Source organism: Halobacillus sp. ABD4_316 (assembly GCF_056161385.1).
The window spans coordinates 180745-195439 of sequence record NZ_JBSWZA010000001.1 but is presented as its reverse complement, the minus strand read 5'-3'; the positions used below and the strand labels follow the sequence as shown (position 1 = coordinate 195439).

The 14695-nt window shown below is 46.7% G+C and carries 16 protein-coding genes and 1 pseudogene; 5 read left to right on the top strand and 12 right to left on the bottom strand.

Features of this window, described 5'->3' with window-relative positions; genetic code table 11:
* Window position 1: 1 nt before the first annotated feature.
* Window positions 2-1477 carry a phytoene desaturase family protein gene (locus ACXAJH_RS01135; RefSeq protein WP_474992878.1) on the bottom strand — a complete coding sequence of 492 codons (1476 nt, stop codon included), beginning with the start codon at window positions 1475-1477 and terminating at the stop codon, window positions 2-4.
* Window positions 1474-2958 (bottom strand): phytoene desaturase family protein, encoded by a 1485-nt coding sequence (locus ACXAJH_RS01130; RefSeq protein WP_474968316.1) that lies wholly within the window; start codon window positions 2956-2958, stop codon window positions 1474-1476. The genes ACXAJH_RS01135 and ACXAJH_RS01130 overlap by 4 nt, the downstream gene beginning before the upstream one ends.
* Before the next feature lie 262 nt (window positions 2959-3220).
* Here ACXAJH_RS01130 and ACXAJH_RS01125 point away from each other — a divergent pair, with 262 nt between their 5' ends.
* Both ACXAJH_RS01125 and ACXAJH_RS01120 read left to right on the top strand, forming a co-directional pair.
* Window positions 3221-3424 (top strand): hypothetical protein, encoded by a 204-nt coding sequence (locus tag ACXAJH_RS01125; protein WP_474968315.1) that lies wholly within the window; start codon window positions 3221-3223, stop codon window positions 3422-3424.
* Between the two features lie 75 nt (window positions 3425-3499).
* Window positions 3500-3622: a YjcZ family sporulation protein gene (locus tag ACXAJH_RS01120; RefSeq protein ID WP_084162986.1), complete on the top strand. Its 123-nt coding sequence runs from the start codon at window positions 3500-3502 to the stop codon at window positions 3620-3622.
* A gap of 337 nt (window positions 3623-3959) precedes the next feature.
* On the opposite strand, the gene ACXAJH_RS01115 is transcribed toward ACXAJH_RS01120, so the two are convergent.
* From ACXAJH_RS01115 to ACXAJH_RS01075, 9 genes and pseudogenes are all read right to left on the bottom strand, one after another.
* A complete protein-coding gene (locus tag ACXAJH_RS01115) occupies window positions 3960-5318 on the bottom strand; it encodes a TrkH family potassium uptake protein (RefSeq protein ID WP_474968314.1) in 1359 nt (452 codons plus the stop codon).
* Window positions 5319-5485: 167 nt separating this feature from the next.
* The gene (locus tag ACXAJH_RS01110) at window positions 5486-5911 is read right to left on the bottom strand and encodes a YwpF-like family protein (protein WP_474968313.1); all 426 of its coding nucleotides are present in this window, start codon (window positions 5909-5911) and stop codon (window positions 5486-5488) included.
* 82 nt (window positions 5912-5993) lie between these two features.
* Window positions 5994-7007 (bottom strand): GTP 3',8-cyclase MoaA, encoded by a 1014-nt coding sequence (gene moaA, locus ACXAJH_RS01105; protein ID WP_474972313.1) that lies wholly within the window; start codon window positions 7005-7007, stop codon window positions 5994-5996.
* A gap of 12 nt (window positions 7008-7019) precedes the next feature.
* Window positions 7020-8288, bottom strand: coding sequence for a molybdopterin molybdotransferase MoeA (locus ACXAJH_RS01100; RefSeq protein WP_474968312.1), 1269 nt, complete (start codon window positions 8286-8288; stop codon window positions 7020-7022).
* Between the two features lie 678 nt (window positions 8289-8966).
* A pseudogene (locus ACXAJH_RS01095) lies at window positions 8967-9129 on the bottom strand (transposase); the annotation flags it as partial.
* A 256-nt stretch (window positions 9130-9385) separates the two neighbouring features.
* Window positions 9386-9514 (bottom strand): hypothetical protein, encoded by a 129-nt coding sequence (locus tag ACXAJH_RS01090; protein WP_474991779.1) that lies wholly within the window; start codon window positions 9512-9514, stop codon window positions 9386-9388.
* 104 nt (window positions 9515-9618) lie between these two features.
* Entirely contained in the window at window positions 9619-9750 is a 132-nt protein-coding gene (locus ACXAJH_RS01085) for a hypothetical protein (RefSeq protein ID WP_474968310.1), read from the bottom strand.
* Between the two features lie 113 nt (window positions 9751-9863).
* Window positions 9864-10004, bottom strand: a complete 141-nt coding sequence (locus ACXAJH_RS01080) for a hypothetical protein (RefSeq protein WP_474968309.1) — start codon at window positions 10002-10004, stop codon at window positions 9864-9866.
* A gap of 369 nt (window positions 10005-10373) precedes the next feature.
* Window positions 10374-10910: an HD domain-containing protein gene (locus ACXAJH_RS01075; protein WP_474968308.1), complete on the bottom strand. Its 537-nt coding sequence runs from the start codon at window positions 10908-10910 to the stop codon at window positions 10374-10376.
* Between the two features lie 154 nt (window positions 10911-11064).
* Between ACXAJH_RS01075 and ACXAJH_RS01070 the strand changes: the two genes are divergently transcribed.
* Both ACXAJH_RS01070 and ACXAJH_RS01065 read left to right on the top strand, forming a co-directional pair.
* Window positions 11065-11805, top strand: a complete 741-nt coding sequence (locus ACXAJH_RS01070; RefSeq protein ID WP_474992876.1) for an SDR family NAD(P)-dependent oxidoreductase — start codon at window positions 11065-11067, stop codon at window positions 11803-11805.
* 71 nt (window positions 11806-11876) lie between these two features.
* The gene (locus ACXAJH_RS01065) at window positions 11877-12209 is read left to right on the top strand and encodes a hypothetical protein (RefSeq protein ID WP_474968306.1); all 333 of its coding nucleotides are present in this window, start codon (window positions 11877-11879) and stop codon (window positions 12207-12209) included.
* Between the two features lie 351 nt (window positions 12210-12560).
* Here ACXAJH_RS01065 and ACXAJH_RS01060 read toward each other — a convergent pair whose 3' ends face one another.
* A complete protein-coding gene (locus ACXAJH_RS01060) occupies window positions 12561-13946 on the bottom strand; it encodes an MFS transporter (protein ID WP_474992874.1) in 1386 nt (461 codons plus the stop codon).
* A 155-nt stretch (window positions 13947-14101) separates the two neighbouring features.
* Here ACXAJH_RS01060 and ACXAJH_RS01055 point away from each other — a divergent pair, with 155 nt between their 5' ends.
* Window positions 14102-14668, top strand: coding sequence for an FAD-dependent oxidoreductase (locus ACXAJH_RS01055; RefSeq protein ID WP_474968304.1), 567 nt, complete (start codon window positions 14102-14104; stop codon window positions 14666-14668).
* Window positions 14669-14695 lie beyond the last annotated feature (27 nt).

The window sequence follows — 14695 nt, the reverse complement described above, 5'->3', positions numbered from 1 at the left end:
ATTAAACACCTCGCTTGTAATTATGCCTTTTTTTAGACCCATATTGCAAATAATCTGCCAACAATTTTGCTCCCTGCATAACAATAGGGACGCCACCGCCGGGGTGAACAGACGCTCCGACAGCATATACATTCCTGACCGGATAAGGCTGAAGCTGTGGTCGGAAGACACCGGATTGGAACAGGGTGGGGGCAATCCCGAAGCTGCCGCCTTCAAACAAACCGTCTCTTGCCGCTTCCTCCGGAGAACGGACATGCATCCATTCGATATGGTTTCGGAGTTCAGGGAAACCGCGAGCTTCCATTTCATCCAGGACGTGCTCGATCAATGCTTCTTTTCCGTTCCAGTCCACGTCTTTTCCAGCTGGTACTGGAATCAGCGTATACAATACCCCTTTTCCTTCCGGAGCCAGGGAGCCGTCGATAATGGATGGGTGGAACGTGTAAAAGGATGGTTCATCAGGAAGCACTTTATCCATAAATACCTGTTTCATATGATGGTCGAAATCAGACGTCATGAAAAACTGGTGCATCGTGTTGTTTTCATAAATACGGTCAAGACCCATATAGAGGAGGAGACATCCGGAGGAAGCCGTATATTTTCGATTCAGACGCTTCTTCTCGGGCATCAGTTTATCCATTAATGGAAAGTCACCATTCAGGATATATTCATCAAAAGAACGTGTTTCTCCATTGACGGTAATGGAAGAAGCTTCTCCCCCCTCCACCTCCACATGGCTCACTTCCGCATTCGTGTGTATCGAAACGCCGCGGCGTTTCAATTCCTTTTGTATGATCTCCACAAGGTGGGCGTACCCTCCTTTGACATACCAGATCCCGTGTTCGTGCTCACTGTAGGAAACGAGCGAATACATCGCCGGAGACTGCTCGGGGTGACCGCCGATGTACAGCGTCTGGAGTGTGTACGCTTCTACAAGACGTTCATCATCGAAGTACGTCCGCATCATCTTCTTCACATTTTGATATGCTTTCAGTTTCATCAGCGTTTTGATGTTCTTCCCCGAAAAGAACGTCCGTTTTTCGACAAAAGACTTTTCAAGAAACTGTGCTTTTCCCTGCAGGAACCTCGTTTTCATGTCCTGAAGGAACCGGTCGAAATGCTGTTCGTTCCCTGGAAATTTCGCTTCCAGTTCTTCCTTCTGAAGAGCTGGATTTCTATGTTTCGTATAGATGGACCCATCCTTAAAGTGAATATGATATAACGGATCACACGGTTCCATAGGGATTTCCTCTCTCGGAATTCCCGCCTCCTCCATAATGGTGAGCAGCATTTCGGGCAGAAGGACGATGGTCGGGCCCTGGTCAATCTTGAAACTGCCGTGACGCTCATAAGTTAAACGCCCGCCTAGAAAATCGTTCTTCTCAAAAATCGACACGTGTCGTCCTTCCTGTTTGGACAAGTACAAAGCGGTCACAAGTCCGCCTATTCCTCCTCCGACAATGGCTGTACGTCTCATACCGGCTCCACCTCTTTCTCGGTAATCCATCCGGTGGTGATTCGTGCCGATTCCAAAATCGTAGGAAGACCGCTTCCCGGGTGCGTTCCTCCTCCCACAAGCCAGCAGTGATCCAGCTCCTGGAATCGGTTGTGAGGGCGGAAGTACATCATCTGCGACAGTTGGTGACCAAGACTGAACGTAGCTCCCTGATGAACAAAATGGTCCGTTTCCCATTGTTTCGGTGTCAGAACTTTCTCGACGACGATATGATCCCGAATGTCTGAAAAGCCGGTTTTTGCTTCTATTTCGTCAAAGACCAATTGTTTAAAAGTATCTTCCTTATCCTCCCAGTCGATTTCAGAATAATTGTTCGGTACAGGGGCCAGAATGTAAACAGCCGAATGACCTTCGGGTGCCAGTGTATCATCCGTGACACTGGCGTTATGAATATAGATGGAGGGTTCATCGGATAAAACGAGGTCTTTGGTCATTTCCTCCACATTCTTCTTATAATCTTCGGCGAACAGGATCGTGTGATGGGGCATTTCATACTTTTTGTCCAGGCCGACATAGATCATAAAAGTGGAACAGGAGAATTTTTTATTCTCCAGCTTCTTCTTCGAATGCTTGCGGAGGACGCCGTCATCAACGAGTTTCGTCATGGCCTCTGCAAAATCGGCGTTGATGATGTATTCGTCCGCCTTCACAATTTCGCCGGAATCCAGTTCCAGGCTCGAAATGGCCTGATGATCTGTATGGATTCGTTTTACTCCACTGTTCAAATGGATCTTCCCACCGTGTTCTTCTGTCACTGCGGCCATCGCCTTGGAAAGCTGATTGACGCCTCCAATGGGATGAAATACGCCCCATTCGTGTTCCATGTACGAGAGAATGGAAAAAGCTCCCGGGCATTCCCACGGAGACATGCCGAGATATTTAGCCTGGAATGTAAAGGCTATTTTCAACTTCTCATCCGTAAAGTAGTCGGAGAGGACATCGTACACGGATTTACCCAGTGACAACTTCGGCAGGGCTTTCAACGCCCGTTTGGAAACATAGTCCGTCAGACGGTTATGTTTCGTCTGCAGCAGCGGCATCAGCGCCTGCATCTTCTCCCCTGTCTCCTCCATAAACCGCTCATACCCGTGTTCATTTCCAGGGAAATGTTTCTGGATGACTTCCACCATCTTCTGCCGATCGCGATACATCGGGATGCGTTTCCCATCAAACTGCAGCTCATACATTGGTGCCAGTTCTTTTAAATCGAGATAATCATGGACGTTCCTCCCTGACATCTCAAAGATCTCCTCCATGATCTGCGGCATACTTAAAAATGTCGGTCCAATATCAAACGTATATTCTCCTAAAGAAAAATGACCGTTTCGTCCTCCTACAAACGGCTGTTTTTCATAAACGTCTACGTCGTACCCTTTTGCGGCTAAAATCATAGCCGATGCAAGCCCTCCGGGGCCGGCACCAATCACAGCGATCTTTTTCATTACGTTCACCTTCTCTTATGTGACATCTATTGTGCAATCATTATACAAAATATGTACAAAGCCGGCTATTCAATGTACTTCCTCAATGTGCCGGTCTTTTTCCTATACACATGATGTACCCTTCTTCGTTGTTCTATAACCTACATAAGAGCATTCACATTAATTATTTTCGACACATGTGTCAAAAAACCTTCTCCTCTACCGATTTTAACGGGATAAAATCATGAATTATGGGAAAAATACAGCCGAAGGAGGACTGTCTATGTATGCAAACCAAAGAATTTCGGGACCTTATTACCCTTCTCATTCGACTCAGCATCCGCCCCATAACCAGTATAACAATGAACAGATAAACCACTGGTGCGAAGAGCTCGACCAATGCAGCCATCAGCAGAAGCAGCAGGCTGATGCCCTTCACCAAAGGAGCAGCATTACGAAGTTATCTCCACCAACATTTATGAACTGATCTTTCTGGGTGAATGACCATACACAACAGCCTCCCTCTGCATAGGCTACGAATGTAACAACAGGAGGTGAGCTTATGTACGGAGGCTATCCTTACGGAGGAAGACAATGCCACAGACCTTGCTACCGCAACAACTTTGCTTTAATCGTCGTATTGTTCATCCTGCTTATTATTGTAGGTGCAGCATTTTACTGCTGATGGGTTGGTCATAAACTGCCGCAGTGAGATCAGGCGGCCGGGCCGGTCTGAAAAGAAAATTCGGGAACAGGAGGGTATGTCATCTCCCTGTCCCCTTTCTACAGACTCATCCTATACCTTATTAAAAAAGAACACAGCCCACGCGCTGTGTTCTTTGTCTTTATCTGCAGCATCAAAACCGTGTGAGTTGGGAATAGCTGCCCGCTGCATGATCGGTGCCGTGGACGATTTCCACGGTTACCATAAGGAACAGGAGTAGATCCTGAATCCGGCTTTGAACCTATTCTTCCACCGGTCAGGATGAATTTGAATGCTCAAGCATTCAGCTTCCTGTTGTTTATCCAATGATGATTCTTTCTCTCGGATAATGGTAATTTCCCCTGGCATCGTTTTTCTGGAACGTAAACAAGAATGTCAACAGACCTATTCTTCCTAAGAACATAAGGAGCATTAACACACACTTCCCGAATGTTGTCATTCCAGGGGTGATCCCCAGGGATAACCCGACGGTTCCGAATGCAGATGTTACTTCAAATACAAGTTCATTCAAAGTAAATGGTTCTGTAATCGTTAATGTAATCACAGCGCTCAGACAGACAAATAGAGCAACAATTAAAACGACAACGGCTTTATTCAAGTCTTCCGGATGAACCTCACGACGGAAAATGCGGATGTTATTTCCTCCGCGGGCAAAAGTGAGCACAAAAATGACCACAAGAGCAAAAGTTGTCGTTCGAATCCCGCCTCCGACACTGCTTGGAGACGCCCCGATAAACATCAGCGAGGACATGAACAACTGGGTCTGCTCTGTAAACTGGTTGATATCCAGCGTGGATAAGCCGCCGCTCCGTGTGGTGACGGATTGAAAAAGCGCATAAAAGAATATTTCATGCCAGGTCTTATCAGCAAAGAAATGATTGAACTCAAGCAGGACAATCATGATCGTCCCGAACACAACCAGGACAAAAAATGTCAGGGTTGTAAGCTTGGCAAACAAGGAAAAACGAATCGTCTTCTCCTCCTGATTTTGGAGGAGATACTGCTTCACCTCAATTAAGACGGGAAAGCCGATCGCCCCTGCGATAATCAAAATCATATTAATGAACTGGACAAAGTAGTCGTCCTTAAAGAGGACGAGCGACTGTCCTGTAATATCAAAACCACCGTTGGTCATGGCACTGATTGTCCCGAAAAATCCTTGAAGGTAAGCTTCCCCGGGATCGAAATACTGGAGGTAGTACGTACCCAGCACTAAAAATCCAATCAATTCGATTAAAAGCACTACGAGGACAATTTCCTTCACAAGCCGTACCATTCCCTGGAAGGAGGTCTGATTCTGATCGGTCATGATCAAACGCCGTTCCTTCAGGCCGATCTTCTTCCCGAGGACAAGCCAGATCAGTGTTCCAAGCGTCATGACGCCGATCCCGCCAAGCTGCAGGACGATAGCGAGGATGAATATGCCCGGTGTACTGAAAGTCTCGGCTGTAGGGACCGTTGTCAACCCTGTTACACTGACAGCACTGACAGCTGTAAATAATATATCAATAAAATCCAACTTCACGCCGTCCTGGTGAGCTACAGGCAGAGCGATCAAGATGGAAGATATGGTCACAGCGAGCAGGTAATACACTGCAATCAACTGAAATGGTGTTAAATCGTTAAGCCACCGCAGGCCTTTTCTTCTCACCCACATACTAAAACTCCTTTTGATGCTGCTTTTTCTGTTCGATGATGACCATCATTCATAGTATAGCAGGATAATCGACATAATACTTCCATGATTTATGAATTTACAAAAGCTGATAAAAGAAGCACATAGAAGGCGTCTGGGGGGGATCCCAGACGCCTCTGTCCGTTCAATTAAGCTTTCGATTCGCTGCCTTTCTGCTTGAACTGCTCCAACAGATCCTCCCCTTGATATCCTTCATCAAGCAGCTGTTTGAGCACTTTTTCAACCTGTTCCTGTTGACGATCCATCATCGTTCCCATGAAAATGACATTCATTGAACCACCAATTTCATTAAAATCGATCGGTTTGACCATAAACGTAGCGGGACGGTTTGTCTGTTTCGTAATCTTCGCCTGGATAATAATCTCATCCCCGTTCCGGTACATATCCTCAAAAAAGGAACGGTAGCTGTTATCCATGTAGGCCTCAATCACCCAGCGCCCGTGATCATCTTCACGGTTGATGATTAAACCATCCTGCAGCTTGATTCTCCGCTGCGTAATGTCTTCGTTCTTCTCTTCGACAATGTCCAATGAAATTAATTTAAAGGTTTTCATCCGAATGACCTCCGGGATTCATCATTATAACTTATTATAGAGGAAAAGGAGGGGGTGAGAAAAGCCTGAATCTTACTTTTTTCTATCCTCCGATGTAGGACATTTCAATTTTCCGCTCTTTCATCGGTTTTCCCCGGGCTCTGTCAGCCGAGTATTGATCGGCACGTCCTTCCCATACAGCCATCAAATAATCGGTCAGGTCCTCGTCACTCCAATCCTCCCGCAGACGTCCACGCAGATCGTATCCTGAATCCGCAAACAGGCAGGTATACAGCTGCCCGTCTGCTGACAAACGGGCTCTCGTGCAGCTGGAGCAGAATGCTTCAGTAACCGATGAAATGATGCCGATTTCCCCTGACCCATCTTCATATTGATAACGGGAGGCCACTTCTCCGTAATAATTAGCTTCTGCCGGAATTAAAGGCATCTCCTCATGAATAGCATCAACGATGGCTTTTTTTGATACGACGGCATCCATATTCCACCCATTATGGTTTCCGACTTCCATAAACTCAATGAATCGAAGGTTGTCCCCCGTCTTTTTAAAGTAACGGGCCATCGGAAGAATCTGATCCTCATTCATTCCTTTTTTTACGACCATATTTATTTTAATTCCCAGTCCAGCCTTTCTTGCGGCTTCAATTCCACGCAGGACCGGATCCGTATGAACTCCTCGGCCGTTGGTTTTCTTGAACACTTCATCTTCAATGGCGTCAAGACTGATGTTCACCCGGTCTAGTCCCGAGGCCTTCAATTTTTCTGCCTGCTTCACAAGCATCACCGCATTCGTCGTCAAAGCGATATCTTTGATTCCGTCAATTTCCCGGATACGCCGGATGAGTACATCCAGATCCTTTCTGAGCAGAGGTTCCCCTCCGGTCAGACGGATTTTTTCGACACCGAACTGGGCAAAGATGTGGACAAGACGTATAATCTCATCAAAGCTGAGCCGCTCTTTTTCCGGCATAAATAAATAATCCGGTCCAAAAATCTCGGCAGGCATGCAATAGCTGCAGCGGAAATTGCATTTATCAATAACAGATATCCGCAGATCTTTAATCGGCCTTCCTAGTCGGTCTATGATACGGGAATCGATAGGATCACCCCTTTAAAATTGTGTTTGACCCGTCTGGTCTTCCAAAAGGACGGCTTCCACCATGTCCCCTTTGCTGTATCCCCTTGTACCGCCTCTTAAGACGATGAAAACATCTGTATGGGCCAGTGAGGTCACAACGGCTGATTTATCCATGCCGGCGGGATAAACGACGACTTTCCCCTCTTCGTAGTGCAGTTTCCCACGGACGAACCTCATAAATGGATTGGCTTTCTTGAAATCCTCACCAAGAACAGCCTGCACCCGGGTGTGATAGGGACGTGTGTTCCCCATAAAATGCTGAAGGATCGGATGGACAAATAATTCATACCCGACATAGCAGGCCGAAGGATTTCCGCTCAGTCCATACAGCAGTTTTCCGTGATGCTCTGCGACCGTTGTGACACTCCCCGGTCTCATCGCCACCTTATTGAATAAGACTTCCGCATCCAGCTTTTCGTAAATATCCGGCATCAGATCATAATCCCCGACAGAGACGCCCCCTGTTGTCACCAATACATCGTAATCTCCAAGAGCGCTGGAGACCGCTTCATAGCAGGAATCAAAATCATCATCCAGTTTTCCTAAATATGTACACGCTGCCCCGGACCTCTGCAACTGAGCCTGAATCATAGATGCATTGGAATTGCGGATCTTCCCAGGTTCCAGAGGTTCATCCACTTCCAGCAGTTCTGTACCTGTGGCAAAAACACCTACCCTGGGTTTTTTATATACGCTGATTTCAGAATAACCGAACGTGGCCAGCAGGGCTTGGACCCCCGGATTTATTTTAGCTCCTTCCGGTACGAGCACTTCTCCCTGCTCTGCTTCCGAGCCTTTCTGAATTACATTCTGCCCTGCATCCATCCTCCTCTTAAGCGTCATAACCGGGTGCCCTGTTTGATCTTCTCCCGTGGTGCAGATTTCAAACATAGCTACGCAGTCCGCCCCCTGTGGGATTTCAGCACCTGTCATTATTCTGACGGCCTCCCCCGGCCGCAGCTCCCTTGAAGCCCGGTGTCCTGCAGCCACCGTTTCTATAACCTGGAACGTTCCCGGATTTTCGCGGGACAGGTCTTTTGTATCCGCTGAAGACAAAGCAAAACCGTCGTAAGGAGATTTATGAAAAGGAGGTACGGCATGAGTGGCAGATACATCTTCTGCCAGCACTCGTCCACCACTTTCATGAAGGAATTTCTTTTCCACCCCGCCCTTTCGTTTATACTGCATGACCCTTTCCACAGCATCCAGGACGGGAAGAGGTGTTCTATGTAAATGTGCCATCTATTTCTTTCCTTTCTGTGATCCGGTAAAATGGATACGCTTCTTAGAACATAAAGCATTTTTCCAACTTTTTCAAAGGTTGTCGAATGTAATCATTTTTTCCCTTTACAGACGATTCTGAAACATAAGGACAGCACATGTTCTTCTCATGGACGTTACGCAAAGAATCGAATATGGAAGCGTTTTGGAGTGACGGGCCTGCTGCGGATGTATCCACCGATAAGCCCCCCGGACAGGATACGGAGAAAGGTGTTCCATAAAGGGTTACCCTTCACCTATAAAAATTCAAAGGGATCATCAATAACGTGTACGATGAGGCACGCCTGTCCAGACTTCACAGAAGAATAACAAAATCCCTTGGCAGCTTGTAGAGAAACCCCTGTTTCTTTACAAGCTTTTTTCGTTCTTACCGCCAGGAGCGAAAGCCCCTTCCCTTTCCGCGGACGAGCGCCCGAGCTTCCTCGCAAAACCCACGCTCGGCGATCTCGGATCACTCGTTCTTCCGCAGGAGTGGAAGGGGCACCGCTCCTTGGGAGTTATTTAACATCGAAAAAGACTCTCCTTCACCCAGCTAATCCTTGCTGGATGGAGGACAATTTTTCCCATATTCTGGCGGGCGTCTGTGAGGTTCAACCCTACGAACTATCCATAAGCAACATTAGTTTAAATCTGTTATTATAAATCACGTTCGGAACGGATGCCATAAAAATAACCGATGAACACCATTTTGAATAATACATGAGGATCAAGGGAAGGAATCCCATTGTCTTCGGAATAGCGGGGTCGTACTTTTTCGGGGGATACAAGAGAAATCTATGTATTGGTTGATCCTACGGAGTAAGGCCAAGGTTCGTTGCCCCTGCCCCGTGCGAATGCACCAGGTTCATCAATGTGAAGAAGAAACAAAAAATCACAACCTATACAGATTCTTATTTTTAGGATATCAAATGAACAAGGTGAAAAATAAAAGAAATCAGAAAAAAACAAGGCTGTCGAGACTTTCTCGACAGCCTTGTTTGTATTGTTTATCCATTAGTAAAAAGGATGTCGGAAAATTTCCCGACACCCTCCGGACAGCTTTTGCTGTCATTTTTCAGTTAGATGGGGTCATAGACATTGACTACGTGGTTCACGGCTGTTTCACCCTGGTCTTTACCATGTCCTCGTTTACGTTCTGCTGGTTTCTTTCTGCCGGTTTCAGCAAGTTTTTTATTCCCTGAAGCCATCTCGACTCCCTCCCCTCGTCCTTATTCTTCACCGCTCTACATTTCAATATGATACCAAAATCAGGATACGCCAAAGAAAAACCCCTGCACAGCAGGGGTTTGCATCATATGTGGTATTTGGATTTCACATCATTGATCTTCTTCCCAATCGCGCGGGCACGCTGGATGGAGTGATCCATGTTTTTACGACTGGTCCGTTCAATAACAATCGTAAACATCAGCATATTCAATCTCATCGTTCTACCTCCTCTTTGTAATGAGGCTAATCCGTATCCTTCTCCGCATTGAACCAGCTCATAAAGACCATCTTGAATGTTTGTGTCATTGTTTATTCTCCTCCTTCTTGTATTTACACGTAGCGGTTAAAAGCGGATGATTTACGGTCGAGCCATTCGTCTTTGACTGTGGGTTGGTACCCGGGAACCGGCTGCAGACGCTGCTGCTTCTTTTTGGTCACATGAATCGTAAACAGGAAAAAATGAATCGTCATACGTGTCAACTCCTTCATAAATATAGTGTAATTTTATATCAAAAGAGTAAAATTACTCTTTGACAGCATAAGAAAAAGCCGCAGGAGGTCTGCGGCTTTTCAACATTCAAATCCATTAAAAAAGCCACAGGAATACAATATGCACCTCCTGCGGCTATCATGATTCATTGTAGGTAAAATAGTCGTTGGTCTCAGAAATTATTCCGAGCGCAGGTCGATGGTATGAAATTATTCAGGAAAACCGTTTTTGTGTTTTTCATGATTTCCGACCTCGCTTTCTGAGAATTTTTTCTTACAATGGAAAGTATATAGGGCTTTTTTCCAATTGTAAACCTTTTTGTGTAAATCATTTGACTTTTCTGAAACGCTTCATACAGATTCAGGATCCTTCTCATCGAAAAAGGCTTCGATTTTCTGGTCCAGTTCGTGCAGACGTTTCAATGCTTCACTTTTATCCATTTCCTTATAATGATGCAGCCCCATCGGCTGTTCATCTTTTTCATCGGCCTTGGCGACCACATGCTGGAGCGGGGTTCTTTTTTCATCCAGTCCAAACGGAAGGTAGCTGTCCGTATGCAGAAGAACAGCGACGGATACATCCTTCGCAGTCAGCCGGTCTTCCCCAAGCCGGATCAGCAGTTTATGAGCCCTCTCTGCTCCTTTGATGGCATGGATGTCATGTCGGCGGTATTCATCATAATCCCATTTCCCATCCCTGTACCATTCATAGTGCCCCATATCATGAAGCAGGGCTGATTTCGCTGCAAGATCTGGATCCACCCCTTTTTCAACCGCCATATCAAACGCATAACCTGCCACGGTGACCGCGTGATGAATGCCTGAGCGTTGAAGATACTTTTGTGTTATTCTGTGCTTAAATACATCTACCAGGGTAACACGAGCCATACGATCACCTCCGTCGATTTCCAGTCTCTCCCTGATATGGTTGGCTCTACGGGAGAGAACGTGCATCCTTTTGTTAAAAAAAAGCTTATCATGAGGCTTGCTTTTGAACAAGGCTGAAAAGCTATTCCAATCTAGAGAAAAAGGTGGACAACCCATGAGCGAACGCAATGAAACCGTCCTGATCACAGGTGCGGCAGATGGAATTGGTTTTGGGACAGCAAGATTTTATGCAGAAAAAGGCTTTCAGGTCATCGGGGTGGATAAGGACCGGGAAAAAGGAAAAGAAGCACTCGAAAGCCTTCCCGGAGGAAGAGGCGCTTTTTATTATTGTGATGTCAGTGACCCGGATAGTACAGCGGAGCTTTTTCAACAGTTGAATGAAGACAGCCGTTCCTTTTCGATCCTTATCAATAATGCCGGAGAAAGCACCTTTACATCCATGTTCGAGTTGTCTGTGGAAGATTGGGACCGGATACTGAATACCAACCTCCGCAGCGTATTTCTCTTTTCCAAGCTCGCTGCAGCACTGTGGAAAAAGAATGGGACGAACGGAAGAATCGTAAATATGGCTTCCACGAGAGCTTTGATGAGTGAGCCGGATTCAGAAGCCTATGCAGCCAGCAAAGGCGGCATTACAGCGCTGACTCATGCCATGGCCTCTTCCCTGTCTCCGTGGTCCATCCGGGTCAACTGCATCAGCCCCGGTTGGATCCACACAGGCTCCGAGGAGTTGACAGAAGGTGACCACCTCCAGCATTTATCCAATCGTGCAGGCCGGACGATAGATGTGGCGAAAGCCTGCTTTTACCTGACCGATCCGGAGAACGATTTTGTGAATGGGGAAAACCTTGTGGTCGATGGTGGAATGACACGGAAAATGATATATGAAGAGTAAATGCGTCGATGTTTAGTATAAACAGCACCGGGGTAACGTTATATCAACAAACTAATACGGAGGTGACGACAGTGAATGAGCTGTCATCTTACCAGATTCAGTTGAACCGTCCTTTAAAAACGAATGAAATCATGAAGGTGCACCATACCGTCAAACAGCATGGATGCGACTTATACATCCATCAGAATCAATTGATTGCAGATGCCGGACACCTTCCCAAAATGTTGTCTTTTTTCCTATTCATGAATATAGATGACCCATTCGTGCTGATCATTGACGGCCGCTGTGTAGAAGATGTATACGAGGAGATCACCGCATTTCTTGACGACACCATCGTAAACAGTGTCTGCCGCAGGAAATACAGTTCTTCCATGGTCACGGACGAAACATCCATCCCTGTTTAACAGGCATACTTACCGCTTTACGCAATCATCACTCTTTTATCATACGAAATGAAAAAGGAAAAGCACAGCCGCTGATACGGCTGCCTGCCGGAATCTAAAAAAGACTCTCCTCCATCCAGTAAAGTTGAGCTGGGTGAAGGAGAGTCTTTGTCGATGTTAAAGAACTCCCAAGGAGCGGTGTCCCTTCCACTCCTGCGGAAGAACGAGTGGGCCGAGATCGCCGAGCGTGGGTGTTGCGAGGAAGCTCGGGCGCTCGTCCGCGGAAAGGGAAGGGGCTTTCGCTCCTGGCGGCAAGAAAGAAAAAAGCTTGTAAAGAAACAGAGATTTCTCTACAAGCTGTGAACCCGCTCCTTATAAGGAGGCGGGTTCTTCTTGTGCTGCCGGCTTTGTCGTTTTGTTGTAGTTCAGCCTGAACTGAATGAAACCAACGGCAATGATGACAGCAAAAACTAAAAAGACGTTACTGTAAATGGCTGTGTTCCCGTTAAATCCAAGCACATTTATAGGTTGGAAAGGGTCATACAGATCCAATGCTTTTCCGATGACCGCTCCACTTAAAGCTCCTGAGACAAAGTTCAATAGATTAAACACACCCATCCCGACCCCTGTTTCATTTTTATGAAGCAGGTTGGCCAGAATATCGGCAGAAGAAGCCTGAACGAGCGGGAAGCTCATGTATGAAATAATGATAGCGGCACTCAACACATACGGATGGGCACCGACGAGGGTGGACAGAACGGCAAATCCCGTGATCAACAGCGTTAAAGCAAGATAAAGGACAAAGGTATTCCCTTTGGAATCAACAAGGTTTCCGCCCTTCTGCCCCATCAGGGCCGCACTGATCGCACCAGGGAAAAGAATCAGACCGATGGTCATCGTATCCATCTGGTAGGCATCCCTGAACATAATCGGAAGCATAAACATCATTCCGAACAAGCACACAACACCTAAAAAGCTCGTAACGATCGTCGCTGTGTATTTGACATTCTTAAACAGATGAGGCGGGATAAACGGTTCATCAATCATCTTCATCCGCCAAAGGTTCAAGGCAAAAAACAGGGCGGACACGGCAAAAAGCCACGTCACTCCGAGTGTAATCGCCAGAAGAAGGGTAGAGATGAAACCTCCGATCAAACCAGCACCCACGTAATCGATATATCCCTTCTTCGCTTCTTCCTGAGGCAGATTCTTCCTCAGAAACGGCAGGGTTATGATGATCAGCGCTGATGTCAGGAACAAATAGCGCCAGTCAAGAAAGCCAGCGATAAATCCTCCGGCGATCGGACCGATCCCCGACGCAAAAGCCATGACTGAAGATACAATCCCAAGTACTTTTCCGCGTTCATTCGGAAAATACCGGATGGGAGCCAGGAAAACAAGCGCCGGGATCATCGCACCTCCAAGAGCTTGAATAACACGGGCCATGAGGACCATGGCATAATTCTGGGCAAAGAAACCGAACAGAGACCCCACGGCAAAAACCGTTAGTCCGAACGTAATGAGCGTTCTGTACGGATAATAGTCAGCAAGCTTGCCGTAAGTAAGAGCCCCTACAGCATAAACCATAATATATCCAGTCATTACCCAGCTGACTTCTGACGGCATCAGCTGGTACGTTTTAGCGATATCCGGAACGGCAATATTGAACATTGTCCCGTTCATCACAGACATCATCATGACCGCACAAAGAGAGATCAGTAATCCCCTCGGATTGCGGACCGTTTGTTCTTCACTCATGATCTCTCCTCCTTTTATTTCGCATTCCGAAATGAATCATACGTGACATCTATGGATAAAGCAACGGGGTTGCTCACGAAATATGAAATTTATTTTTTCTAATCATTCCGATATAATTGAATTGTCTACCAATTTCATGTAGAGGAGTGACAGGCATGTACGATATTGCAATCATTGGTGCCGGTCCAGCCGGGGCCGGAGCTGGTCTATTTACAGCGAAAGCAGGTAAAAAAACGCTCGTACTCGATCACGGAAAGAGTATAACCGCAAAAGCCTGGGTCGAGAATCATTATGGGGTGGACGCGATCGAAGGTCCGGCCCTTCTTGAAACGGGACATCAGCAGCTGAAAAAATTCGGAGCGGAGTTAAAGTCTGAAGAAGTGACTAATCTTTCCTTTAAGGATGGCGCCTATTATGAAATCACAACTACGGAAGGCAGCTATGAGTCGGAACATCTCCTGTTTGCTACCGGAATGTCCGTGAAGGCGGCTGAACAGCTTGGCGTAAAGACGACTGATGGCACCGAACCGCGGGTCGCTAAAATCATTGAAACAGACCAGCATGGGCGTACATCCCTCCCGAAAGCTTGGGCAGCCGGGACAGTTGCTGGAAAAAGTGTACACACCATCATTACAGCCGGCCACGGTGCAGAAACAGCCGTCAATATCATCAGCGAATTGAACGGAAAACGGTATGTCGATCACGATATCCTGAAGAACTGAACAAAACGGAACCCCACAGCCCTGTAC

What these genes read in the sequence shown, in the direction of transcription:
- ACXAJH_RS01135 (WP_474992878.1), bottom strand. Translation starts at nt 1,477, where the DNA reads ATGAGACGTACAGCCATTGTCGGAGGAGGAATAGGCGGACTTGTGACC.
- ACXAJH_RS01130 (WP_474968316.1), bottom strand. Translation starts at nt 2,958, where the DNA reads ATGAAAAAGATCGCTGTGATTGGTGCCGGCCCCGGAGGGCTTGCATCG.
- ACXAJH_RS01125 (WP_474968315.1), top strand. Translation starts at nt 3,221, where the DNA reads ATGTATGCAAACCAAAGAATTTCGGGACCTTATTACCCTTCTCATTCG.
- ACXAJH_RS01120 (WP_084162986.1), top strand. Translation starts at nt 3,500, where the DNA reads ATGTACGGAGGCTATCCTTACGGAGGAAGACAATGCCACAGACCTTGC.
- ACXAJH_RS01115 (WP_474968314.1), bottom strand. Translation starts at nt 5,318, where the DNA reads ATGTGGGTGAGAAGAAAAGGCCTGCGGTGGCTTAACGATTTAACACCA.
- ACXAJH_RS01110 (WP_474968313.1), bottom strand. Translation starts at nt 5,911, where the DNA reads ATGAAAACCTTTAAATTAATTTCATTGGACATTGTCGAAGAGAAGAAC.
- ACXAJH_RS01100 (WP_474968312.1), bottom strand. Translation starts at nt 8,288, where the DNA reads ATGGCACATTTACATAGAACACCTCTTCCCGTCCTGGATGCTGTGGAA.
- ACXAJH_RS01090 (WP_474991779.1), bottom strand. Translation starts at nt 9,514, where the DNA reads ATGGCTTCAGGGAATAAAAAACTTGCTGAAACCGGCAGAAAGAAACCA.
- ACXAJH_RS01085 (WP_474968310.1), bottom strand. Translation starts at nt 9,750, where the DNA reads ATGAGATTGAATATGCTGATGTTTACGATTGTTATTGAACGGACCAGT.
- ACXAJH_RS01080 (WP_474968309.1), bottom strand. Translation starts at nt 10,004, where the DNA reads ATGACGATTCATTTTTTCCTGTTTACGATTCATGTGACCAAAAAGAAG.
- ACXAJH_RS01075 (WP_474968308.1), bottom strand. Translation starts at nt 10,910, where the DNA reads ATGGCTCGTGTTACCCTGGTAGATGTATTTAAGCACAGAATAACACAA.
- ACXAJH_RS01070 (WP_474992876.1), top strand. Translation starts at nt 11,065, where the DNA reads ATGAGCGAACGCAATGAAACCGTCCTGATCACAGGTGCGGCAGATGGA.
- ACXAJH_RS01060 (WP_474992874.1), bottom strand. Translation starts at nt 13,946, where the DNA reads ATGAGTGAAGAACAAACGGTCCGCAATCCGAGGGGATTACTGATCTCT.
- ACXAJH_RS01055 (WP_474968304.1), top strand. Translation starts at nt 14,102, where the DNA reads ATGTACGATATTGCAATCATTGGTGCCGGTCCAGCCGGGGCCGGAGCT.